The sequence below is a fragment of the Natrarchaeobaculum sulfurireducens genome (genome assembly GCF_003430825.1).
Lineage (GTDB): Archaea > Halobacteriota > Halobacteria > Halobacteriales > Natrialbaceae > Natrarchaeobaculum > Natrarchaeobaculum sulfurireducens.
In genome coordinates this window covers 2,422,330-2,445,848 of record NZ_CP024047.1, presented here as the reverse complement: position 1 = coordinate 2,445,848, position 23,519 = coordinate 2,422,330, and the positions used below count along the sequence as shown (strand labels likewise).

Below are 23,519 nucleotides of genomic sequence, written 5' to 3'. Positions count from 1 at the left end.
CCATGGTACTGTTCAGCGAACTGGGTGGCGAGCCCGACGACGATGACGAATCGACCGATAGCGCGGACGACCTTCTCGAGTCCGACGACGAATTACTGGATGATGACCTGTTTTCGGACGACGAAAGCGGGTCGTCCGACGACGTCGAACTCACCTATCAACTCGACGAGATCGAGAAGGAAGTCGACTCGCTCCAGAATCGGGTAGAAACGGTTCGCGGGGAAAACGAAAAGATCAGTGACTCGATCCAGTCGGTCGAACGAAACGTCGACAAGCTCGTCGACCTCTACGAGATCGTCACCCACGGGGTCAATCCGTTCGTCGGCGATCAAGAGATCGGGGACGCGTTCGACTCGGCGATCGGTGACTCGGGAATGTTCGGCGACGATCCGGAAGACCACATCGACAGTGAAATTGCCGAAGCCGACGCGGACGACTTTTTGGAGGAACCGATGCCATTTGAAGACGACGACACTGACGACTTCGAGGCAGAGCTCGACGAAGACACACTCGAGGCCGACGAACCGGATGAGGAATTCGACGACGACACGCTCGATGGGGCACTCGAGGACGAGTTCGAAGATGAGACACTTGCCGATGAACCGCTCGAGGACGAGTTCGACGACGAGATAGCCGCGGAAACGGATGAGTCGGCCGACGACCTGACGCAATTTTTACCGTCAGACGAGGACGAGTCGTTCGAGGCCGCTGACGACTCCGGCCCGGACGCTGACGAGCCCCTAACCGAGGCCAGCCCTGTGGACGAACTGCACGACACTGAACCCGAACTCGAGACCGAAAACGGTGAGGTCGGCGAGCCACCGTATCTCGTCCAGGCCCCATCTCGGTATGCGTCGGAGGTGCTGGTCCTCGAGTGGCTCGATCACCTTGTGGAGACGGCAGGTCTCGAAGGCGCCGCCCAGACCGTTGCCTACTATCGATCGGCCGGGTGGATTTCAGCGGGTGTCGAGGGCTATCTACGGACGCTATTAAACGGCTTTGGCGATCGTGAGACGTCCCCGCCAGCGGATCCGGAACCGCGTTCAGTTCTGAGTACGACCGAACACAAGCGAAGTCTCCAGTTCATCGCTCGAATTGCGACCCCGGAGAAACGAACGGAACTCGACGTCGATGACGTTTTCTCGGCGTCCTAGCACTATCTCGTCAGTGGACCAGCCAGAAGCTTTGTATGTTGTCCATCGAGAGTATCCGCTCGAGAATACTCTCACCATCGGGTACCCAACCCCGCTCCTGATCACCCCCTATGGCACTAGCTGAAAAGTCTGCGGTCGCATCCCAACTCGGGAAGTCGATAATTCAGGCGTACGAGGAGATGGAACTCCCGGCGAGTGTCTATATCCTCGTTATTTTATTCCCGACGTTTCTCTTTTTCGTGGGTACGGCTGCGCTAGCGGTGTTTCTCGACGTTTTCTTGCTTGTCCGGTTGTTGCTCCCGGTTCTCGGACTGTTGCTATTTTTGGCTGCGGTCGGCTATCCTCGAATCGCGATCGACCAGCGCCGGATCGAGATGGAGAATCGATTCCATCTCTTCGTTATTCACATGACCCTCCTCTCGACGACGAACATCGATAGGATGGAGGTAATGCGCAGGCTGGCTCAAGAGGAGGAGTACGGCGAACTCGCCGCCGAGATGCAACGGGTCGTCGATCTGGTTGACGTCTGGCACCTGAGTCTCGGCGATGCCTGTCGTCGCCGTGCCAAGGACGTTCCCAGCGAGTCGGTCAGAGACCTTCTGGAGCGAATGGCATACACGCTCGAGGCGGGGCAAGCGTTAGACGAGTTCCTCTTTCAGGAGCAGGACGTACTGATCAACAAGTACTCGACAGTATACCAGCAGTCGCTCAGCAATCTGGACGTGCTGAAAGACCTGTATCTGTCGATCATTATCTCGATGACGTTCGCGCTGGTGTTTGCGATCGTACTGCCGCTGTTGACCGGAAATAATCCGACGCTCACGGCGAGTATCGTGATCGTTCTGTTCGTGTTCGTCCAGATCGGTTTCTTCTTCCTTATTCGGGCCGCCGTCCCCGACGATCCGATTTGGTACCTTGAGGACGGGTATCGGACCCAAACCAAGAAACGAATGCTCGCATCGACGGTCATCGGAGTCAGCACGAGTCTCGTCTTGGTCACTTTGCTGACCGCAGGGTTTTTTGAGCTTATTCCGGGGACAGAGCAGGTCCGATTCGACGCCATCCCACTGTTGATGTACATGCCGATCGCGACGGTTCCGTTGCTCATCCCTGGATTCGTGTTCTGGTATGAGGAACGGCGCGTCTTCGACCGTGATCGGGAGTTCCCGAATTTCATTCGAGCACTTGGCACCAGCGAAAGTGCAAAACAGAGTACCACCTCCGAGGTTCTCGCGACCCTTCGAACGAAAGATTTCGGGCCGTTAACACCGGACGTCAACGATTTGTATCGGCGCCTCAATATGCGCCTGAGTACCGAGAAATCCTGGCGGTACTTCACCGGTGAGACTCACTCGTTTTTGATCCAGAAGTTCAGCGAGATGTATCTGGTAGGTCGAGAAATGGGTGGCGGACCCAAGCGGCTCGGCGAACTCATCAGTGATAACATGAACGCGATCGTAAATCTTCGTGAACAACGCCGTCAGCAGACAACAACGCTCGTCGGCGTGCTGTATGGCATTACTGCTGCTTCCGCCTTTGCATTCTTCATCGGACTCGAGTTGGCACTCATGCTCTCGAGTTTCGATATCGATATTCAGAGCGACATTGGTGCCGAAATTATCTACACCGACCAGTACGATGTGCATGTACTTCGATTTTTGATTCTTCTAGTTCTGATATTTAACGCGTTCATCTCGTCGCTCGTGCTTCGAGCCGCAGACGGCGGTCACTTCGGCAACTCGTATTTCCACTTTACCGCACTTCTCTGGCTCGGTGCTGTGACGGGAACGATCACTGAGTGGCTCGTCAACGCTATCATTACAGTCGATCTGTAAGCGCTCGGAGGACAATTTGGCTACTCTTGCCCGTGATCAACGGGCTGTACGTGCGCTTGACCAAGTACAACCGCTGGCCACAAACGTAATGTGTGCTCTCTTTTTATATACAGTTAGACGATCAATTATGCAGCCTCCATCCAGTAGCGCCCGACTGTCGGCGAGAGCGGTCGAATCAATTCACAGCGGAATCCTATTGTTTGGGTACACGATCTTGTTATCACTGTTTATGGCTGCGGTGATATTCTTGAACGGTTGATACTCATGCCATAGCGGTGGGTGCCTGACGCCACGAGCCTGGTTCGGCCCGGATTTGTACGTAGTTATTCGATCGCATCGAGTAACTCTCCGATCGTACTCGACTTTGAGAGACCGTGGCGTCTTGCAGCCTGACGAACCTGCTGGGAGGACAGTGATGCGGTGAACTCGGATTTCTCGAACAGTAGCGATGCCGTCCGGTGTGTTGGCGTCTCCGTTGCGACGTTCTGGGCGTACCAGAGGACGAGGCTGTCGAACGTCCCGACGACATCGTTGGACGTTGTTCGATGACGGATAGTGGTCCCGTTCAACTGCGAGACGATGTCGAGTGCATAGCGGGCGTCGGACCGCTCGAGTTCGGTGGCGAGAATCGATCGTGCTGTCTCTGGGCTCTGTACGGGCTGTACTCCAGACTGGTGGTGAGGCGGCTCGGTGGCCTCGTGTTCGAGCGGTTCGTGAGAGTTGGGCGTCGATTGCTCTCGTGCAGGTCGAGAGGAGTTCCTGGCGGGTGGCTGGGCGGGTTCTGACTGGTCGGGACGGCTCGAGACGGCTGGTGGTCCGTCCGCAGAGACCACGAACCGCCCCTTCTCGACTTCCGCGACGTGTGGGCTCTCGGTGATGTCGAGGTCGTCGGGCGAGAGGACGCCGCCTGCGTCCGAGCCCGTCGGTTGTTCGCTTGGGAGTACGGGCGGGACGTCTGCGCGTTCCTTCGGGTTGTTTCCCTTGTTACTGTTCGTCATGGCCTATTCAATATCGGCTACTATCACGCGAGACGAAAAGAAACCTTTGTTTGAACTGATTTATCAGTGGTAGATAATCCATCTCTGGTAAGGTCTGTACTCTTTCAGGTCTGTTGAGTGGGCCAGATCGTCCAGAACGGGTAGATAAAGGCTGGCCACAATCACTTAATACGTAGATTCTCATAGTCTTCACAGATGACTAACTGTAGTCCGGTCGGACCAGACCACACCCCCGGTCAAAACGGCACCGACGTCCGATCGAAACGGACTACGGTCGAATCCAACGGCGGATCACCGTGAGAGTTCACCATGCTACTATCGATAATCGGAGACATACTCGGGCGCGAGGACGAGGAGAATCGTGCCACTGATGGCGGAAGTTCGGACGATCTGTTGGGCGGTGAGCTGGCCGGGAGCATGAGCGAAGATGAACTGCTACCGGGCGCATCCAGCAGCGGCGACGCGAACACCGGTGGCGGCGTCAGCGACGACGATATTTTCGGCGACGACGGCGGAGACGACTTCCTGGACGACGGCGACGACGACTTTCTCGCAGACGATGGGGACCTCGGCGGCGGTGAAATGGCTATCGGCGAGATGGAAGACGCCGACAGTGGCGTCTCGAGCGAGATCGAAGCCCGCGTCGAGGAGATGGAAAACGATGTTGGCTCGCTCTCTTCGACGGTGAACACCGTCCAAAGCGAGAACGAAAAGATCAGCGAGTCCCTCGAGGATATCGAGGAGAACATCCGCAAGCTCCTCGAAGTGTACGAGATGGTGACACAGGGAGTCAACCCGTTCGTCGAGGAGGACTCACTGAACGACACGTTCGGCGGTGGGGCACCGGGAACGGGTGATTTCGGCGGTGGAAGTCTCTTCGACTCCGATGACGACGGAACCGACGACGAAGAGATGGACGAAGACATCGCGAGCGCCGAGGCTGAGGAGTTCCTCGACGAAAGCATCATCGAGGACGACGAGTTCGCGGATGACGATTTTGCGGATGAAGAGTTCGACGACGGAACCGACGAAGAACCCGAAGCCGATGCGTCCGGTGGGGACGATGACCTCTCGTTCGACGAACTCAAATCCGAGTTCGAATCCGGCGACGCCGAGTGGGTCGAAGACGAAGACGGCGAAGACGCACTCGGCGAAGACGACGCGTTCGACGAGGACGACGCGTTCGACGAGGACGACGCGTTCGACGAAAGCGATACGCTGGACGGAGTCGACGAAGGCGATGAGGAAGACGAGGAAGACCCGTTCGCGACTGCGGACGATGACCTCGAGACCGGCGACGAACTGACCGAGTTAGCCGACGACGACCCGACCGATTCGCTCAACGCGGAAGACGAACTCGCCGTCGAATCGGTCGACATTCCGTGGGACGACGGCGGCCGACCTTACCTCGAGTCGGTGCCGTCTGAGTACGATACCGAGTTCGTCGTGATGGATTGGCTCGACTATCTGGTCGGCGAGGTTGGCCTCGACGGAGCGGCCGAGACGGTTCGATTCTACGGTTCGATCCACTGGCTCAGCGAGTCGGTCGAGGAGTACCTGCAAACGATTCTGAAGGGGTTCCACGGTGGCCCGGAGGTCGATGACCCCGAGCCACGCTCTGCGCTTGGCGTCGATCACAAGCGCAGCCTCTGGTGGATCAGTCAAATCGCTGCACCGAGCAAGAACCGGCCCTCTTACGAGGAGTGGCTCGAGCAAGAGGGTCTCTCACTCGAGTCCGGTGTCGAATCCGACGCTGAGGCCGAATCGGACGCCAGCGCGGAACCCGAGACAGACGACGCGGGAACGAAGCTGACGTACTCCGAATCCGACATTGACGCTGGTGGAACGATCACTGACGCCGAGACGGGTGTCGGGGTCGCGACCGTCGAACAGATCGACGACGGAGAAGCGAAGACCGCTCACGGCGAGGCTGATGAGGACTCCAACGGCGAATCGATGCAGGCCGACGATGGCGGCGGACACAAGATCGTCATCGACGAATCCGGAACCGACTCGACGACGGTAGACGAGCCTGCGGGCCCGCACAGGGCCGAAATCGAAGCCAACGGCGAACGGATGATCTGGGTCGATTCAGACGTCGTTCTTTCGGAGTCCGGCGTCGAACTTCGAAACACGCGGGACGGCCACCGCGTACAGAACGCCCTCGAGCACGCGAGACCGCCGGCCGGATCCGAAGCCGACGACCTCGAAGAATGGCGTGAATCAGTCGTCAAGCCGTTGATCGCCTCCGACGAAGAGACCTCACTCGAACGGTGGCAGGTCGAACTCATCCGATCGCTGCTCTCCCCCGACGACGACGCTGACAGGTGATTTTCCTATGAGTACGCTCAAAAACATATTTTCGATTGGGTTAGACGATCGAGACCGACTGAACAAAGAACTGGGCGGTGGTATCCCAACCGGCAGCATCGTGCTGATGGAAGGAGACTACGGTGCCGGGAAGAGTGCGCTCTCCCAGCGCTTTACCTACGGCCTGTGTGAAACTGGCAAATCGGTTACGTTTCTCTCGACCGAACTCGAGGTCCGTGGGTTTCTCGACCAGATGGATTCGCTCAACTACAACGTCGAAGAGCACCTTCTGTTCGAGAACCTTCTGTTTCTCCACGGCGACCTCGACAGCGGCGGGGTCTTCTCGTCCGATGAGGAGGATACGCGACAGGACCTGCTAACGGACCTGATGGAAGAGGATACGCTCTGGTCGGCAGACATCATCATCATCGACACGTTCGATGCCATCTTGCGTAACGACCCCAAGTTCGAGGCGCTCGTTCGCCAGAACGAAGAGCGCCAGGCCGCCCTCGAGATCATCTCCTTTTTCAGGAACGTGATCTCACAGGGAAAAGTCGTCATCTTGACCGTCGATCCGTCCACGGTTGGCGACGAGGCGATCGGACCGTTCCGGTCGATTGCTGACGTCTTCATCGAACTCGAGATGATCGAGGTCGGAAACGACATTCGTCGGCAGTTGTTCATCAAGCGCTTTGCGGGTATGGGCGAACAGGTCGGTGACCGGATCGGGTACTCCGTTCGATCCGGCGTTGGAATCGTGATCGAAAACCGCAGTGTCGCTTAAACGGTGTTCGATAGATGACCGAGATGGGAAGGCCGAAACCGTCGGAACAGCTACAGGAGCTTGCAGCCCGGCGACCTCATCTTCGCGAACATCTCAAGAAGTTCAGACAGATCACCGGCGAGTTTCCGATGTTAGTCGACGAACCGAGTGGCGATCACGAAACTTCTCATCCCAATATCTTGTATCCGGTTGGTGGCCCCATCTACAGCCATATCTACGGCGACGTCGGAACCAAGATGCAGTATTTCGCGGTCGAACCAGTGTTGTCCGAAGAAGAACAAGTTGTCTTCGAGAACATACGAGATTCGCTTTTACGACGCAGTGCAACTAAAGTCGCACCTGAGGCAGAAGCAGAGTACGGTGACCGAATCGAAGAGTTACTTGGTGAGACGACCCACATCAAAGGCGAAGAACACGAAAATGTCTTGGATCAAATTAAAACGAAACTGCACCCTGGAATTCAGGAAATCTCCCGGGAGACCTATGAAAACATCCGTTACCGGCTGAACCGGGATATCGTCGGGCTCGGCCCGCTCGAGCCGGTTATGCGCGACCCGGCGAACGAGGACATTCACGTGATCGGGCCGAGTGAGTGTTACGTCGACCATGGCGTCTACGGGCTGGTGGAGACGACAGTCGATTTCGGGACGCCCGACGAGTTCGACAACTGGCTGTCGAACATGGGTGAACGAATCGGGAACCCGATGACCGACGCCGAGCCGATCATCGACTCGACGCTCCCCGACGGTTCGCGTCTGAACGTCATCTACAGCGATGACGTGAGCGTGAAAGGGCCATCGCTGACGATCCGTCAGGGCGATGAAGTGCCCCTGTCGGTCACCCAGATTACGAACTGGGGGACGCTCTCGCCCGAACTCGCGGCGTATCTCTGGCTCTGTCTCGAGAACGAGCGGACGGTGTTCGTCGTCGGAGAGACGGCATCCGGGAAGACGACGACGCTGAACTCCATCATGACGTTCATCCCTCGAGACTCGAAGATCTACACCGCAGAGGACACCGCGGAGGTCCTGCCGCCACACGACACGTGGCAGCAGCTACTCACACGTGAGAGTCGCAGTGAGGACAGCGCAGACGTCGACATGTTCAATCTCGTCGAGGCCGCACTGCGGTCGCGTCCCGAGTACATCGTCGTGGGTGAGGTTCGTGGTGAGGAGGGACGCATGGCGTTCCAGGCAGCCCAGACCGGTCACCCGGTTATGCTCACCTTCCACGCGAGCGACATCGTCTCGATGATCCAGCGGTTTACCGGGGATCCGATCAACGTCCCCGAGACGTTCATGGACAATGCTGACGTGGCGCTGTTCCAGAACCGGGTCAAACAGGGCGACGACGTCCTCCGTCGGGTAACGAGCGTCCAGGAGATCGAGGGGTACTCCCAGGAGATGGACGGGGTCGTCACCCGGCAAGTCTTCTACTGGGACCCGGTCGACGACGAGATCGTCTTTCAAGGGATGAACAACTCTTACGTGCTCGAAGAACAGATCGCGACGCTGCTCGGTTACGCCGATACCCGCGACATTTACGACGACCTGCAGTTCCGATCCGACATCATCGAACGGATGATCCAGGAGAACATTCTCGAGTACCACGAGGTCAACGACGCCATCGACTCGTTCCAGCGTGACGGCGTCGAAGGCCTCCCGTTCCACATCACCCGACCTGACTGAGCCCGTCTCCTGCCGCCTGGAGTGTCCCCGACGGCTTGAGTGGGGTGGCCTGAACAACACGCTAATAGGCGTCCCGCGTCCAGAGGTGAGTGTATGTCCGAGATCGAATCTCCCTTCGACGAAGTCGTCGAGTTCGCCCGCGACGAACTCGGTGACGGAGTGCGCGCGGTCGACTACTTCGACACCAGCGACTACGAATCGCTGTACATTCGCGACGACGTCGCCGGTCTCTACACGGAATCACAGTTCGAGCGGATGAGTGTCGAACGGATGTCGAACCTGTTGAACGTCAACTTCTTCGAGCAGATCTACGACGTCGGCGAGTTCCGCTACTCGGTCCGTCGGTTCGAGGACGCTTTGCTCATCTTCCTTCCTGTCACGGAGTCAAGTGGTCTCGTCATCTCGACCGAGGTCGAGCTCCCGACGTCGATCGTCGGCTTCGCCGAAGCGTGCTTTGACATCGCGAGACAGGCCGGGGAGGCCTGACCGCTCAGGCCGCCTCGAGCAGTATCATAACTGTACGGCCACCGCCGACGCTCATGCCGACGAGGCCACCGTCGACGTCGGGATCGGTTCGAAACTGGGAGGCGAGGCTGGTCGCGAGCGTTCTGCCCGAGCCCCCGTTCGTCGGCGAGCAGGACGACGCCCCCACCGTCACTGAACTATTCAACAAACAATCAGAAACCCTCTCGTCTGGGTCGTTGGCCAGCAGTTTCTTGGTGTAGATGGGTCGACTGAACACACGAACGTGCTTCCGACAGACCACGCCGAGGCGGCGCTGGCGAGCCTCGAGACCGTGACCACGACCGAGGCTCGCCTCGCCGTCAGCATCGGAATCGTCCTCGCCGCACTGGCCGTCGCTGCCGTCGTCGTTCCACTGGTCGTCCGGCGCAGCGTCGATACCGTTGGCCGAGGGCTCCACGAGAGTAACGCCGGATCGTTGCTCGAGATCGTCGACGACGTACTGAACGTGCCGTTCCCTCGCCGTGCGGTCGTTCGATCGGTCCAATCGGTACTCGTCCTCGTTGCGTTTCTCGCGTTGCTCGTCCTCTGGGGCTATGGGTCCGTTGCCTCGAGCGTACTCACGGTACTTGCGACGGCACTGCCGTACGCCCTCCGTGGTATTCTGACGGTCGGATTGCTTCTGGGCGCTGTCGTCGGAACCCGGTATCTCGAACAGCGCCTCGAGGAGTGGTTGGCGGATGCAAATTACGTCACTGCCCACCAGGAAGGCGTCGTCTTTCGCGTGTTGCAGGTAACGATCTTCATCGCGGTCGGATTGGCTGCGCTCTCGCTGTGGCAGATCGACCTCGGTGGCTTGCTCGTCGGGGCGGGGTTTCTGGGGATCGTCATGGGGATGGCCGCCCGACAGACGCTTGGATCGCTGATCGCTGGCTTCGTGTTGATGTTCTCACGTCCCTTCGAGATCGGTGACTGGGTTCAGGTCGGTGACCACGAGGGGATGATCGTCGACATCACGATCACCAACACGCGGCTGCGAAGCTTCGACGGTGAAACCGTGGTCCTTCCGAACGATCACGTCTCGAGTGCGACGGTCGTCAACCGGAGCAAGCGAAACCGGCTGCGCCTGCGACTCGAGGTCGGTGTCGACTACGAAACTGACTTAGAGCACGCCGAGTCGGTCGCCGTCGAAGCGATGGAGGCCGTCGACGACGTCGCACCCGCGCCGAAACCGCAAGTGATCCCGACCGCATTTGACGACTCAGCGATCACGCTCGAGTGTCGGTTCTGGATCCGCCAGCCCAACGCCCACAAGAAGTGGACGACGATTCGAGCTGTCGTCCACGAGCTCAAGGCTGCATACGACCGCGAAGAGATCGGAATCCCGTACCCACAGCGTGAACACAGTGCTCGTTCGGGTGGCGGATTTAGCGTCCCGATGCAGGGACGCGACGGCGAGGAACTGGCGTACTCCGAAACCGAGTGAGTCTACGGGCGCAGCGACGTCCTCGATCAGAGAGGGAATCGTTCGGAGTCGGCTAATCGAGACGGGATCGCACTCACCGCAACGATTTACTCGTTCGCGGACGTTCGGATACATATGACCGACGCCCTCCGCGCCATTGGACTCGTGATCGTGGCGCTCATCGCACTGTTCGTCGCCTTCGAGGTACTCTCGATCGTCTTCGGCGTCGTCACCTGGGTCGTCTCCACGCTGGTGACACTCGCCATCGTCCTCGCTGTCGCGTACGTGGTGTACGCGCTCCTGACGTAGGCAGCAATCCACATCTGGCCGACGTACTGCCTCGAGTCCGTTACCGACCGTCTGCACACCACGGTACCCCGTCGGTATCGTTCAGGCCATCGAACCCTCAGAAAGGTCGTTGCCGACGTCGTCGAATGTTAGCATCTAGAGTCTCTGGGGTCGTCGTCCACTCGAGGACATGCTCAGACGAGGAACCCGCCCCCTACCGACCAACAGATGCCAGATACTGGAACAGCCATCGTCGACACCTGCCGGTCGGGTCCTCAAGCGATTAGTCGAACGCGTCCGCCAGGCTACCGCTCGAGTCGTTCGGCTTCCGGACCGAACGTCGACTCGAGCAGGTCGGGCACGTCTTCGGGCTGGACGTCGGCGTACCACTCGTTTCGGGGCTGGATCGTGATCGCAGTGCCACCCTCGCTACAGAGGCCGAGGCAGCCCGCGGTCGAGACGCCGATCGGCGACCAGAAGGCGTTCCGATCGCGGAGCCAGGCCTTGACGGCCTCGAGGACCTCGTCGGCGCCGACGTCGGCACAGCAGACGTAGTCGGAGTCGCGATCGTTCGTACAGACGAAGACGTGGGCCGCGAGTCGGTCGCGTTGTTGGTCTGTTCGGCGGTTCATCTCAGTGAGCAGGTTCCATCGGCGAGGCGTGCTCGCATGAGTGGTCAGGTCGACCGGTGAGGGGTTCAGTTGCCAGCATAAACTTCGTTTGTTCTATTGAAAGTAAGATTGTAAGGGTTACGATAGCGCCCCCTTGGTATAGGTGGTATGTTTCTTCTCCATACGCTAAACTGGCCCCGACTGCACCCCGGATGACGTCGGAATTAAACGAACGTATTCCAGATTCAAAAATCTCGGAACATATGAGGAGTCTTGTGTGGGAGAACTCATAACGTATCGATTCTCCGCGCCAACTGGCGGATAACGAAATAGTTTTCCTACGGGTACCGCTTGGGTCGACTAACGAGAAGAGAGACATGACTAGCAAACGACGGCCATCCGAAGGGGTGTCCGCGGCAGACCGAACGCTTACAGCGTCGTCGACAGAGATGGGCAGTCGACGATCCGCTCCCGGCGTCGCCGTGGATGATTTCGAGGCTTGCGACGGACGCGATGGGCACGGACTCGTCGCACGCCTCGAGGACCGTAAGGTTCCGTTCGGGAGGTGGCCGACATGACCGGCGGTGGGGGAGTTCTCGTTCCGATCGCCCCGTCAGGAACGCTCGAGGAGACAGTAACGCACGCTGTCGACCTCGCTCGCGACGACGGGGACGATGTACACCTCGTTCGGACGGTTTCGGGTCATCACGTCGGTGATGTCCCAACGCCGGATCGAACGGTTCTAGAGCAGGCCGAACGCAGAGCGCAGGACGCCTCGACGGATGCGCTTGCGGTGACGACGGCCTTCCTCGGAACGGACCGATACGTCGCCGGGCCGGGCGAACACGTCGAACTGTTCCTCGAGTATGCGCGCGAACACGGCATCGAACGGATCGTCCTCGATCCACACTACTCGCTCGATGCGACGGCGCCGACATTGCAGTCACTCGAGTCGATTCTCGATGGAACTGGAGTGGCGTTCGAGCGGGCCCCGGTGACGTCCGACAGCGGGACGCTGACTGGTGACGAACTCTTCCGGGCAGGGGTTGTCGCAGCCGTCGCATTTGGCTTCTACGTCGCCCTCGGTGCGACGAACTACTCCCTGTTCGATCCGTTCGTCCTCGGTTCTGGTGTGATCACGGCGATCATCGCGGCGGCGCTGTTGCGCAACGTCGCGTTCGAGACGACACCGAGTCTCGGACCCGTCTTCGGGACGGTCGCTCGCGGTGTGCTGTTTGTGCCGTATCTCCTCTGGGAGATCACGAAAGCGAACGTATTGTTCGCATACGTCGTTTTACACCCGTCCTTGCCGATCGATCCCGGCCTGGACAGAGTTGACGCTGCGGTCGGAAGCGGGCTAGCAGTGACCGCGTTTGCGAACAGTATCACCCTGACGCCCGGAACGCTGACCGTGGATGCGGACGGGCATCAACTGCTCGTTCACTCGCTCAATCCAAGTGCCCGCGAGGATCTCGTCGAGGGTGTCCACGAACGTGCCGTCAGGTACCTCTTTTACGGCCGTGATGCCAGCGAATTAGCTGGCCCGGCCGCCCGAGGCGACGCGGTCGCACTCGAGGGTCCTGCCGCTGCTGGCGGTGCCATCGAGGCCACCCCGACGGAGACGCCAACGGGAGGTGGGCCCGATGAGTGACCTCGCGGGAACGGTTTTGCTGGCGGCGGCCGCAGTCGTCGTCGTGTTGGCCGCGTTGGTCCTCTACCGCGTCGTCGCCGGACCGACGACTCACGACCGGGTGATGGCCGTGAACGTGATCGGGACGAGCATCGTGATGGTGCTCGCGTTGATCTCGGCCGGACTCGACCGACCCGAGTATCTCGACATCGCGATCGTTTACGCGTTGCTCAACTTCGTGTTGAGTCTCGTCGTCGGTCGGTTCACCTACGACGCTGAGGGGGTGGACTGGTGATGATCGTGACCACACTCATCGTCGTCTTCGCCGCGATCGGCGTCTTCTTTACGTTCGTTGCGGCCGTTGGCATGCTCCGGCTCCCGGACGTCTACAGCCGATCACACGCAGCGACCAAAGCCGACACGCTCGGTGCCGGCTTTTCGGTCCTCGCCGTTGCCCTTTACTTCGGGACCGTCGGCGAGACCCTCCGGGCTCTGATCTTGCTCGTGTTCATCTACTACACCAACCCCACGGCGGCCCACGCGATCACGCGAGCCGCCTACAGCAGAGGTATCGACGTCTGGACGACTGACGACTCGGAGGGATCACGATGATCTGGCTCGAGCTCGCACTGATCGCGTTCGTCCTCCTCGGCGCGCTCTTCGTCGCGTTCGCACGCGACGTGGTGGGTGCGATCGTTACGTTTGCGGGACTGACCCTTGGAATCGCAGTGATCTGGGTGCTACTCGCTGCACCCGACGTGGCGCTGATCGAAGCAGCAGTCGGTGCTGGCGTCATCTCCGTGCTGTTTATGATCACTGTCAAGAAGACGACAGGTCTCGCAAGCAGTGCGGCCGACGCCGACGAAGACGGCGGTCGACTCGCCGCGTTTCGATCGCTCAACCTCCCGGCGTTGCTGATCGTCGGCGCCCTCGCGGTGCCGCTTGGCTATACGTTCCTCTCGCTCGATCCTATCGGCGCGGCGGACGCCCCGGCGGTCTCGAGTACCTACGCCGATGGCGAACTGACGCCGTATGGCTACTACATGGAGGAGACGCTCGAGGATGCCGGCTTCCCGAACGCGGTCGTGGCAGTGCTCGTCGTGTATCGTGGGCTGGACACGCTCGGTGAACTCATCGTCGCCTTCGCCGCGGCGGTGAGCATCCTGATCGTACTCGGCCGGGAGGATATCCTATGACGGGGACCGATCACGATGACGTCGAATCCGACGGTGGACAGGACGCGGACCCCTCGGAGGCCGACGAGATCCACGGTTATGCCGTCGACGACGGTGGCGACGAGGATCCGGGATCGACGGCCGAAGACGCCGCGGCTGAGGCACAGTCGCTCGATCGCGAGGAGATGGCGGAGCTACAGGCGACGACCGAAGTCGTCGAGAGTCCCGTCGTCAAGACCGCCTCGAGGACGGTCACCCCGTTCGTCGTCGCCTTCGGGATCTACCTGACGCTGTTCGGGACCAGTCTCCCCGGCGGCGCGTTCCAGGGCGGTGTCGTAATGGCCTCGACGATCGTGCTGGTCGCGATGGCCTTCGGCTTCGGCCCGACTCAGGAGTGGCTCGACGGGCGTGCGCTCGCAGGACTGTTCATACTCGGGGCCGCCATCTTCGGCGCTGTCGCGTTCGGCGCGCTCCTCTACGGCGGCGACGTCCTCGAGTTGTTCGTCTTCCCGCTGTCCGTCGAGAACATGGTCAAACTCGTCGAGGTCGCGATCGCCGCGCTCGTTGCTGGCGTCATCATCGGCCTCGTCGTCTGGCTCGCCGCAGGGTTCGGCGAAGGAGGTGAATCCATATGATCGAAGCCTATCACTACTACTTCACGTCGTTCGCGCTCTTCCTGATCGGGATCTACATGATGATCGACAATCCGAATCTCATCAAGAAGATCATCGGGCTCAACTTTGCACAGATCGCGGTCTACCTGATGCTCGTGACGATCGGCTACGTCGAGGGGGCGACCCCACCGATCCTCACAGACGGGTTCGCGGAGCCACACGCCAATCCGTTGATGCACGTCCTCGTCCTGACCGCGATTGTCGTCGGGGTCGCGCTGACGGCGCTGGCGCTGGCGCTTTCGATCCGACTCTACGCCGAGTTCGGGACGATGAACGTCCGCGAGATCGAGGCTGCGATCGCCGCAGACGATACGACCTCGTCGAACTCGGGAGGTGGTAGCGATGACTGAACTCGTCCTCGCGAACGCGACGACCGTCGAGTCGATCCGTCCTGGACTGGTGTTGGTCGTCCCCCTCATCGCGCTGGGGCTGATCTTCCTCTCGAAAGACCGCCCGAACGTCCGCGAAGCGTGGTCGTTGCTCGCGGCTGTCTCCATGTTCGCCATCGTCGCCAGCATGGTCCCGGACGTCCTCGAGGGCACCGTCCACCAGACGACCATCGGAACGTTCGTCGAGGGGATCGACCTCGTCCTCCGGGCCGACGCCCTGGGGATGGTGTTCGCGCTCGTCTCGAGCGGGCTCTACGTCCTCACCGCGCTGTACAGCATCGGCTACATGCGCGGCCACCACGAGCCGTTCCAGACGCGATTCTTCGCGATGCTCTGTGCGAGCGTCGGTGCCGCACTGGGTGTGGCGTTCGCCGCGAACATCTTCGTCCTCCTCGTCTTCTACGAGGTGCTGACGCTTGCGACCTACCCGCTGGTCGCTCACGACGAGTCCCACGAGGCGCGCGTCTCGGGGTATAAGTACCTCGCGTACGCGCTCTCGGGTGGACTCGCCGTCTTCGGTGGGATGCTCGCTATCTTCTGGCTCGCTGGCGACATCACGTTCACCCGCGGCGGCATCGAGGGCCTGTCGACCCTCGCCGCAGAGGACCCGTGGGTCGCCCGCGCCGCGTTCGCGCTGCTGGCAGGCGGTTTCGCCGTGAAAGCAGGCGTCATGCCGGTCCACGCCTGGCTGCCCAGTGCGATGGTGGCGCCGACACCCGTCTCGGGACTGCTCCACGCGGTCGCGGTCGTCAAAGCCGGCGCGTTCGGGGTCGCCCGGACCGTCATCGACGTCTTCGGCCCCGAGACGGTCGCCGAGATCGGGATGGGCGTCCCGCTGGCGATCCTCGCTGGCGCAACGATCGTCATCTCGAGTCTGTTCGCGTTGCGCCAGGACAATCTCAAAGCGCGGCTGGCGTACTCGACCATCGCCCAGCTTTCGTACATCGTCCTGGGCATGGCGCTGTTGACGCCGATGGCGCTGACTGGCGGGCTGTTACACATCCCCGCCCACGCCTTCGCGAAGCTGACGCTGTTCCTCTGTGCCGGGGCGCTGTACGTCCAACTCGAGGTAAAGTACATCAGCGAGATGCCCGGCGTCGCAAAGCGGATGCCGGTCACGATGACGGCGTTCGCCGTCGGGAGCCTCAGCATGGCGGGCATCCCCCTACTCGCTGGCTTCGTGAGTAAATGGCACCTGCTGTGGGGTGGAGCCGAGGCTGGAACCTTGCTCGTCCCCGCCGTGCTCGTCACCTCGGGTGCGCTGAACATCGCGTACTTCTGGCCGATCATCTACACGGCCTTCTTCGAGACGGCGGACGACCACGGCGGCAAACCCGTCCTCGACAATCCGTTCGGCGGTCGATCGGAGAAATCGATGGCGTACCGTGCCGATGGCGGCCACGACGATCACGACCACGACGACCACGGCCACGTCGAACTCCCGCCGAGCGACGGCTGGGACCGGCCGACCGGCCGCCTGCAGGAAACGACGCCGTTCATGCTCGTCCCACTGATGTCTACGATGACGCTCGTCTTGCTGTTCGGGATCGCACCGGATCACATGGTCTTTTTCGACCTGATCAACGGAATCGTCGAGGCCTCGGGCGCTGAGGGGGTGATCGACGGATGAACGAACTCCTCTCCGTGCCGCCGGCGCTGCTCGTCGCGGTCGCGCTCGTGCTCACACTGGTGCTCCCACGGCGAGCGGCCCACGGCGTCGCGACGCTCTCGCTGATCGGCGTCGTCGTCTGGGCCCTGCTCGTTCCCGAGGGAACCGGTCCGACCGCGACGTTCATGGGCTTCGAGTTGCTCGTCCTCGAGGTCGACGGCTTCTCGAGACTGATGGCGATCATCTTCGGCGGCTTCGGTGCGTTCGCCGTCGCCTACGCCTACTTCGCCGACACTGACACGCGACACCTGCTGTGGGGGCTCGGCTACGTCACCGCCTCGCTGTGGACCGTGATGGTCGGCGACTGGCTCTCGCTCGTGGTCGGCTGGGAGGCGATGGCCATCGCCAGCACCGTCTTCGTCTGGCAATCCGGTGGCCGGTCGATCCGGACGGGCTACCGGTACGCGCTGGCCCACGGTATCGGTGGCAGCCTGCTCCTGGCGGGTGTCGCCCTCTACCTGTTCTACGGAACCGACGGCGGTGCGACCGCGTTGCACTTCGCCGAGACCAACGTCGCTGGCCTCGAGGTCGACCTCGGGACGGTGACGTTCTCGGTGACGGCGCTGTTGATGGGCGCGGGGATCGGCCTGAACGCCGCCATCATCGGCCTACACGCCTGGCTGCCGGACACCTACCCGAGTCCGAACGTTGCCACGTCGGTCTTCCTCGCCTGCTATACGACGAAGACAGCGGTCTACGCGTCTTTCCGGGCGTTCCCCGAGGGGAACATCTACTTCGCGTACATGGGCGGTGCGATGGCTATCTACGGGGCGGCGTTCGCGCTCGCCCAGAAGGACATGCGCCGGCTCCTGTCGTATCACATCCAGGGTCAGGTCGGCTTCATGCTCGCCGGTATCGGTATCGGCTCGACGCTCGGCGTCGCTGGCGGCTTCGCCCACCTGTTCAACCACATCCTGTATAAGGGTCTGCTGTTCATGGCCGCGGGGATCATCATCCTCAAACTCGGCAAAGAGAGCCTGGATAAGTTCGGTGCCATCGGGACGACCGCGCCGATCGCGCTCGGTGCCTTCCTCGTCGGTGCGCTTTCGATCTCCGGCGTCCCCGGCTTCAACGGCTTCGTCAGCAAAGGAATGTTGATCGATGCCGTCGTCGAGGCGAACCTGACGACGCTCGAGTGGATGCTATATCTCGGTAGCGTCGGCACCTTCGCCTCGTTCATCAAGTTCGGCTACTACGCCTTCTTAGACGGCGAGCCGATCGAGATGCCAGACGCCGACTGGGGTCACGCCGTCGTCACCGGCGGCGTCGCCGCCGGCTGTATCGGCTTCGGCCTCTACTACCCCGCACTGTACGCACTCGTGCCCGGAAGCGAGGCCTGGGGATCGGATCCCTACACGCTCTATGAGTTCACCAAAGTCGCCCTCCTCGCATCGGGCGGTCTGTTGGTGTTCGTGGTCGCGAAACCGCTGCTCGGGACGTTCCACGGCGGGATCGACGTCGACCGTGCCCACGACCCGCTCGCGTTTTACGGCGCAAAGGGCGCTTCGGGCGGCCTCGGCGGCGGCTACAACCGCGTCAACGACGCCGTCGTTGCCACCGGCTGGGCGCTCGTTCGAACCGCACACGATCCCAGCCGAACCATCCGCACGGTGATTCCCTCGAGCCTGCACGAACGCTACGACCAGCGACTCGAGCAGACGCCCGGAAAGACCGGCGGCAAACTCGGTATCGGACTGACAATCTACGTCGCGGCTGGCGTGCTCATGCTCGCGCTTGGGTTCTCCCTGTTCATCCAGTAATTATGATCGGAACTGCTACCACACTGACGACACGGACGGATCGCTGGAGCGAGCGCGGCGTCGATCTCACGACGGAGGTGAGCTGAGATGGACCACCTCGAGTGGATCGTCGGCGCGGTCGTTCTGTTGCCGTTGTTGACGGCGGTGTTACCGATCGCCGCGGATCTCCGCTGGAAGAACGTTGGCTGGAGTTTCGCCGCAGCGATCCTCTCGGCGACGTTCGCACTCGCGGTGGCGCTGGCGTGGGTCGTCCACCACAACGGCGCGATCCGGTACGAACTCGCCGGTATCCCGGTGCCGTTCGGGATCGAGTTGTTCGCCGACGAGTTCTCGATGGTCGTCGTCATCCTGACGCTGCTCATCTGTCTCGGCGTGCTCGTCTACACTCGCATCGGCGGGCCTCGAGGCAACGCCTTCTACGGCGGCTTCCTGCTGTTGACCGGCGGGATGCTCGGCGTCGTGCTGACGGGTGACATCTTCAACCTCTACGTCTTCCTCGAGATCATGGCGATCTCGTCGTACGCCCTCGTGGCGTCCTCGAAGTACCGCTGGTCGACTTACGCGGCGTTCAAGTACCTGCTGGTCGGGACCGTCGGGGCCTCGTTCTACCTGCTTGGCGTTGCACTCGTGCTCGCGGCGACCGGGACACTGACGATGAACGAACTGCCCCAGCACATCGCCGAAGCCGGCTACACGGACCCCGTGGTCGTGACGGCGTTCGTGCTGATGGGTGTCGGGCTCGCGATCAAGATCGCGCTGTTCCCGGTGCACACCTGGCTGGCGGACGCCCACGCCTCCGCACCCGACGGCATCAGTGCAGTCATCTCCTCGCTGATGCCCGCCGTCGCGGTCTATGCGTTCGCTCGGATCATCTTCACCGTCTTCACGCCCGAGTTCCTCGAGGCGAACCCGACGATCTCACAGCTCCTGCTGGTCGGCGCCCTGCTGTCGCTGTTTGCGGGGAGCTTCTTCGCGCTCTTACAGGATCACATCAAACTCGTGTTGGCGTACTCGACGGTCTCGCAGTTCGGGCTCATCCTCGTCGGGATCGCCGTCGCAAACGAGACGGCGCTGTTCGGCTCGATCCTCCAGATCTTCGGTCACGGGATCGTCAAGGCCTCGCTGTTCATCCTGGCGGGGATGTTCGCGCTCCGTTTCGGCGGGATTCGAACCGTCGACGAGTATGCCGGGCTCGCAAAGAAGGCTCCCGTGATGGCCGGTGCCTTCGCGGTCCTCGGGATTGCGATGATCGGGCTGCCGCCGACGGTCGGCTTCGTCGGCAAGTGGTACATCGCGCTCGGTGCGTTCGAGGAGGGGCTGTGGCTCGTCTCGGCACTCGTCCTCGGCAGCACGCTGCTTTCGGCGGGATACATCCTGCCGTTTATCAACCGGATCTACTTCCACCCGTTCGAGGGCGAAGACGTCGACCGCGCGTCGATCACTCGGGGGATGCTCATCGCGATCGTCATCGGCGCGGTCCTCGGCCTGACCCTCGGGTTTGCCTCCGCAGAGATCCAGTCGATCCTCGAGAGTGCGATTCAGGACCTGGTTCCGTAATCGTCGCCTAACCCAGCGTCTGCGTACCAACTGTTCTTGTGGTTTCCCCGATAGAGAGCTGCGACACGGCCGACGAACTACTCAGATCCCTTCTTATGGCCGGGCTTAGCCATCGTCTTCGCGAGGTGTCGGATCTGGGCCGATCGGCGGCCGATCCTCGAGGACGGCGATCGATCGGTCGTCGGACGAGGTCCGAAGCTGTGGTGCCGCCGGAGTTGCCTCTCGCCGTTCGGTCGTCGCAAAGCGGTCACCACGGACTCCCCGCGGGGTCAGGTAGTCGCCGTCGACATCGACCTCCGCCTGCTCACAGAGCCGCTTCAACACCGAGCGTGCACCCTCTGTCGTGATCGCTGGCGGGGCGATCGCTCGCTCGCGGGCGAGTTCGGTCGCCGTGTGGCGCTCGAGCAGTCGTTCGACCTCGGCATCGTCGTGGCCCCGTTCGTGGAGGGTTTCCCGGACACGACGGGCGATCGACGGGGCGTGTCGGGTTGGAAACAGCGGCCAGTCGTTCGACGGCGGATCGAGAACGACCCGGTATCGCCGCAGGGCCGTCCTGGCCGGACCGAGTACCGTTACCTCCTCGAGGCGCTGGGACTTCCCGAGGACGCGCAGCGTCCCCGCGTAGAAGTCGACGTCGTCCCAGGTCGCGCCCGTCCGCCGGTCGTCCTCGGGGACCCGGAACAGTTCGGCGCCACGAGCACCCGAGTGGGCGAGGACGGCGACGAGCGCGTACTCGCGCAGGCGCGTCCGTCGCTCGTCCGTGCCATCCTCGCCCGCGTCGGAACCGAACGCCCGCTCACGGGCGTAGGCCTCGAGGCGGCGCCGACGGTCGGGTGACCAGGAATCGTCGTCGCCCGTTGATTCGGGTGCCGGGAGCGCCGACTCGGCAACGTCGCTCGCCGCCGGATTGGTGGGGACGATCCCCCCGCGAACGCACCAGGAGAGAAACGCTCGTACAACCGCGTAGTAGGTGTGGACGCTCGAGGCGGTGTACTCGCCGCGGTCGGTTCGCTCGTGGAGGTCGGTCGCGTACGCCCGCAGGTGTGTCGGCTCGAGGGCGGCGAGTGCGGTGACGCGACACTCGCGTTCGATCCAGTCGGCGAACCGCCGGAGGATCGATTCGGCGTTGGCTGCGTAAGCGCCCGCCCCTGGCCCGTCCGGGTCGCCGACGGCTTTACGGGTGAGGTAGACGTCGATCGCGTCGTCGATCTGAACGTCGGTCACGACTCGCTCACCTCGCTGATCGGTCGCCGTTGGACTGTCCGCTCCGTTGGCTCGATGGCGCTGAACCGAACTCCGTCCCCGTCGTGACGGCGGACGATCCGCCGCGAAAATCCGGCATCGACGCGGTACATCCGTTCGAGTACTACTGTCTCATCCGCGTAAATCTGTGTTTCGATCCCCCATATCGGTGAACAACCGGGCCCGGAACCGTTCAGATATTTGTACCAACGGCGAGAATTCCGAGCCATGGGCGAGACGCCACCGTCTCCACGTCACCCCGACCTGCTCGTATGATGGGATTTTACCGCCGGTACCTCGCCGTCGTCGTCACGTTCCTGCCGTTTGCCTGGGCGTTCCTGCGCGATGCGCGTCGGTTCGTCCTCTTTGGCCCCTCCCGGAGCGTCAGCGAGGCCGAACACCGACGCCGGGCGACGAAGTTGCGAGACGCGATGCTCGAGCTCGGTCCGGCGTTCGTCAAGGTCGGCCAGGTGCTCTCGACCCGACCGGACGTCGTCCCGCCGACCTACGTCGAGGTACTGTCGACGCTCCAAGACGAGGTCCCCGAGGACGCCGGCGGCGACCCCCTGACCGTCCTCGAGGACGAACTCGCCGACGGCCTCGACCTCGAGACGCTCGAACCCGTCGCCGGCGGCTCGCTCGCGTTCGTTTACACCGTCGAACACGACGGCGAACGAATCGCGCTCAAAGTTCGCCGTCCCGGAATTCAGGCGATCATCGAGCGTGACCTCGCGGTCATCCGCCGGATCGTCCCCCTGATCGCCATCATCGCGCCGGAACGCTACGAGTACTCGCTGAAAAACGTCGCGAGCGACTTCGAGACGATCATCCTCGAGGAGCTGGACTTCGACCGAGAGGCGACGATGATGCGCGAGATTCGCTCGAACGTCGACGAGTCACAGGTCGTCGTTCCGGCCGTCTACGACGAGCTCTCCTCCGAACGCGTACTGGCGATGGAGTTCGTCCCCGGCCGCAAGATCACCGACGAAAACGCCCTCGCCGCCGTCGAGCGGACGCCAACCGAGATGGCGACGCTGCTCGCCAAAACCTACCTCCAGATGGGGCTCGTCGATGGTGTCTTTCACGCCGACCCACATCCTGGCAATCTCGCCGTCGCCGACGACGGGCGGCTGATCATCTACGACTTCGGCATGAGTCGACGGCTGACCGAAGCCGAACAGGACGACCTCGTCGACATCTACCGCGCGCTCGTCATGCGCGACGTCGACCGACTGCTGGATGCGCTCATCGACCTCGAGGTCCTCGAGCGATCGGTCGACCGATCCGAAGTCAGACGAGTTCTCGAACTCGTCATCGAGAACCTCGAGGGACGCTCTGAGATCACCTGGCGGGCCATCATCACGGAACTCATGCAGATGCTCCACGATTTCCCGTTCCGGATTCCACCGAACGTGATGTTGCTCGTCCGCGTCGGCACCGTCGGTGAAGGCGTCTGCCGCCAGCTCGACCCGGAGTTCGACTTCATCACCGTCACCCGTGAGTTCCTCGTCGAACACGGGTTCATCGAGAGCGAGCTGCGCGAGCTTGCATCCGAGATTCGCCGGGACTTTCAGTCGTCGATTCCGGCACTCGCCCGCGCGCCGACACGATTCGACCGGGTCGCCACCCAGATAGAGCGCGGCGAACTCGTCGTCAGGACCGAGCCCGTCGAGGACGACGGGGCAACTCGAGCGATCGGCTATGCGATCCTTTCGGGTGCGCTGTTCGTCGCCGCCTCCATACTCGTCTTCTACGACCAGCCCTACGAACTTCTCGCACTGGCCGGGGGTGTCCTCTGTGCGCTCGTCTACGTGCGTTCGCGGTAACG

At 61.6% G+C, this 23,519-nt stretch carries 22 protein-coding genes; 18 read left to right on the top strand and 4 right to left on the bottom strand.

The genetic code is table 11. From position 1 onward, the window contains the following. Positions 1 to 2: 2 nt before the first annotated feature. Positions 3 to 1,154, top strand: coding sequence for a FlaD/FlaE family flagellar protein (locus AArc1_RS13085; protein ID WP_117364795.1), 1,152 nt, complete (start codon positions 3 to 5; stop codon positions 1,152 to 1,154). A 110-nt stretch (positions 1,155 to 1,264) separates the two neighbouring features. Next, positions 1,265 to 2,989 carry an archaellar assembly protein FlaJ gene (gene flaJ, locus AArc1_RS13080; RefSeq protein WP_117364794.1) on the top strand — a complete coding sequence of 575 codons (1,725 nt, stop codon included), beginning with the start codon at positions 1,265 to 1,267 and terminating at the stop codon, positions 2,987 to 2,989. 323 nt (positions 2,990 to 3,312) lie between these two features. Here the strand turns inward: flaJ and AArc1_RS13075 are convergent, their stop codons facing one another. After that, entirely contained in the window at positions 3,313 to 3,987 is a 675-nt protein-coding gene (locus AArc1_RS13075) for a DUF7500 family protein (protein WP_117364793.1), read from the bottom strand. A 309-nt stretch (positions 3,988 to 4,296) separates the two neighbouring features. On the opposite strand from AArc1_RS13075, the gene AArc1_RS13070 reads away from it, so the two are divergent. The 4 genes from AArc1_RS13070 to AArc1_RS13055 all read left to right on the top strand — a co-directional run bounded on the left by AArc1_RS13070 (position 4,297) and on the right by AArc1_RS13055 (position 9,255). After that, positions 4,297 to 6,318 carry a FlaD/FlaE family flagellar protein gene (locus tag AArc1_RS13070; protein ID WP_117364792.1) on the top strand — a complete coding sequence of 674 codons (2,022 nt, stop codon included), beginning with the start codon at positions 4,297 to 4,299 and terminating at the stop codon, positions 6,316 to 6,318. A 7-nt stretch (positions 6,319 to 6,325) separates the two neighbouring features. Beyond that, complete coding sequence (locus tag AArc1_RS13065) at positions 6,326 to 7,081, top strand: ATPase domain-containing protein (protein WP_117364791.1); 756 nt, start codon at positions 6,326 to 6,328, stop codon at positions 7,079 to 7,081. A 14-nt stretch (positions 7,082 to 7,095) separates the two neighbouring features. Continuing rightward, positions 7,096 to 8,769 carry a type II/IV secretion system ATPase subunit gene (locus AArc1_RS13060; protein ID WP_117364790.1) on the top strand — a complete coding sequence of 558 codons (1,674 nt, stop codon included), beginning with the start codon at positions 7,096 to 7,098 and terminating at the stop codon, positions 8,767 to 8,769. A gap of 93 nt (positions 8,770 to 8,862) precedes the next feature. Continuing rightward, positions 8,863 to 9,255, top strand: coding sequence for a DUF7522 family protein (locus AArc1_RS13055; RefSeq protein WP_117364789.1), 393 nt, complete (start codon positions 8,863 to 8,865; stop codon positions 9,253 to 9,255). A gap of 4 nt (positions 9,256 to 9,259) precedes the next feature. Here AArc1_RS13055 and AArc1_RS18740 read toward each other — a convergent pair whose 3' ends face one another. Then, on the bottom strand, positions 9,260 to 9,421 hold the full coding sequence (locus AArc1_RS18740) for a hypothetical protein (RefSeq protein ID WP_154670598.1): 162 nt from the start codon (positions 9,419 to 9,421) through the stop codon (positions 9,260 to 9,262). Positions 9,422 to 9,517: 96 nt separating this feature from the next. Between AArc1_RS18740 and AArc1_RS13050 the strand changes: the two genes are divergently transcribed. Both AArc1_RS13050 and AArc1_RS19100 read left to right on the top strand, forming a co-directional pair. Next, positions 9,518 to 10,717, top strand: coding sequence for a mechanosensitive ion channel family protein (locus tag AArc1_RS13050; RefSeq protein WP_228442325.1), 1,200 nt, complete (start codon positions 9,518 to 9,520; stop codon positions 10,715 to 10,717). Positions 10,718 to 10,831: 114 nt separating this feature from the next. Continuing rightward, entirely contained in the window at positions 10,832 to 11,005 is a 174-nt protein-coding gene (locus AArc1_RS19100; RefSeq protein WP_186336602.1) for a hypothetical protein, read from the top strand. A gap of 284 nt (positions 11,006 to 11,289) precedes the next feature. Here AArc1_RS19100 and AArc1_RS13045 read toward each other — a convergent pair whose 3' ends face one another. Continuing rightward, positions 11,290 to 11,616 carry a (2Fe-2S) ferredoxin domain-containing protein gene (locus AArc1_RS13045; RefSeq protein WP_117364788.1) on the bottom strand — a complete coding sequence of 109 codons (327 nt, stop codon included), beginning with the start codon at positions 11,614 to 11,616 and terminating at the stop codon, positions 11,290 to 11,292. A gap of 553 nt (positions 11,617 to 12,169) precedes the next feature. Between AArc1_RS13045 and AArc1_RS13040 the strand changes: the two genes are divergently transcribed. The 9 genes from AArc1_RS13040 (at position 12,170) to AArc1_RS13000 (ending at position 20,449) form a co-directional block, all read left to right on the top strand. Then, complete coding sequence (locus AArc1_RS13040; protein ID WP_117364787.1) at positions 12,170 to 13,246, top strand: monovalent cation/H+ antiporter subunit E; 1,077 nt, start codon at positions 12,170 to 12,172, stop codon at positions 13,244 to 13,246. Continuing rightward, entirely contained in the window at positions 13,239 to 13,520 is a 282-nt protein-coding gene (locus tag AArc1_RS13035; protein WP_117365890.1) for a cation:proton antiporter, read from the top strand. Before AArc1_RS13040 ends, AArc1_RS13035 begins: the two co-directional genes overlap by 8 nt. Beyond that, positions 13,520 to 13,837 carry a monovalent cation/H(+) antiporter subunit G gene (gene mnhG, locus AArc1_RS13030; protein WP_186336601.1) on the top strand — a complete coding sequence of 106 codons (318 nt, stop codon included), beginning with the start codon at positions 13,520 to 13,522 and terminating at the stop codon, positions 13,835 to 13,837. Before AArc1_RS13035 ends, mnhG begins: the two co-directional genes overlap by 1 nt. Then, positions 13,834 to 14,421 carry a DUF4040 domain-containing protein gene (locus AArc1_RS13025; RefSeq protein WP_117364785.1) on the top strand — a complete coding sequence of 196 codons (588 nt, stop codon included), beginning with the start codon at positions 13,834 to 13,836 and terminating at the stop codon, positions 14,419 to 14,421. Before mnhG ends, AArc1_RS13025 begins: the two co-directional genes overlap by 4 nt. Next, positions 14,418 to 15,035 (top strand): MnhB domain-containing protein, encoded by a 618-nt coding sequence (locus tag AArc1_RS13020; protein ID WP_117364784.1) that lies wholly within the window; start codon positions 14,418 to 14,420, stop codon positions 15,033 to 15,035. The genes AArc1_RS13025 and AArc1_RS13020 overlap by 4 nt, the downstream gene beginning before the upstream one ends. Beyond that, entirely contained in the window at positions 15,032 to 15,424 is a 393-nt protein-coding gene (locus AArc1_RS13015) for a sodium:proton antiporter (protein ID WP_117364783.1), read from the top strand. Before AArc1_RS13020 ends, AArc1_RS13015 begins: the two co-directional genes overlap by 4 nt. Beyond that, a complete protein-coding gene (locus AArc1_RS13010) occupies positions 15,417 to 17,093 on the top strand; it encodes a proton-conducting transporter transmembrane domain-containing protein (RefSeq protein WP_117364782.1) in 1,677 nt (558 codons plus the stop codon). Before AArc1_RS13015 ends, AArc1_RS13010 begins: the two co-directional genes overlap by 8 nt. Further along, positions 17,090 to 18,892: a Na(+)/H(+) antiporter subunit D gene (locus tag AArc1_RS13005; protein WP_117364781.1), complete on the top strand. Its 1,803-nt coding sequence runs from the start codon at positions 17,090 to 17,092 to the stop codon at positions 18,890 to 18,892. The genes AArc1_RS13010 and AArc1_RS13005 overlap by 4 nt, the downstream gene beginning before the upstream one ends. An 87-nt stretch (positions 18,893 to 18,979) precedes the next feature. Beyond that, positions 18,980 to 20,449, top strand: coding sequence for a monovalent cation/H+ antiporter subunit D family protein (locus AArc1_RS13000; RefSeq protein ID WP_117364780.1), 1,470 nt, complete (start codon positions 18,980 to 18,982; stop codon positions 20,447 to 20,449). Between the two features lie 105 nt (positions 20,450 to 20,554). On the opposite strand, the gene AArc1_RS12995 is transcribed toward AArc1_RS13000, so the two are convergent. Further along, positions 20,555 to 21,673 (bottom strand): tyrosine-type recombinase/integrase, encoded by a 1,119-nt coding sequence (locus AArc1_RS12995; protein ID WP_117364779.1) that lies wholly within the window; start codon positions 21,671 to 21,673, stop codon positions 20,555 to 20,557. Positions 21,674 to 21,963: 290 nt separating this feature from the next. Here AArc1_RS12995 and AArc1_RS12990 point away from each other — a divergent pair, with 290 nt between their 5' ends. Beyond that, positions 21,964 to 23,517 carry an ABC1 kinase family protein gene (locus tag AArc1_RS12990; protein ID WP_117364778.1) on the top strand — a complete coding sequence of 518 codons (1,554 nt, stop codon included), beginning with the start codon at positions 21,964 to 21,966 and terminating at the stop codon, positions 23,515 to 23,517. Positions 23,518 to 23,519: the final 2 nt, after the last annotated feature.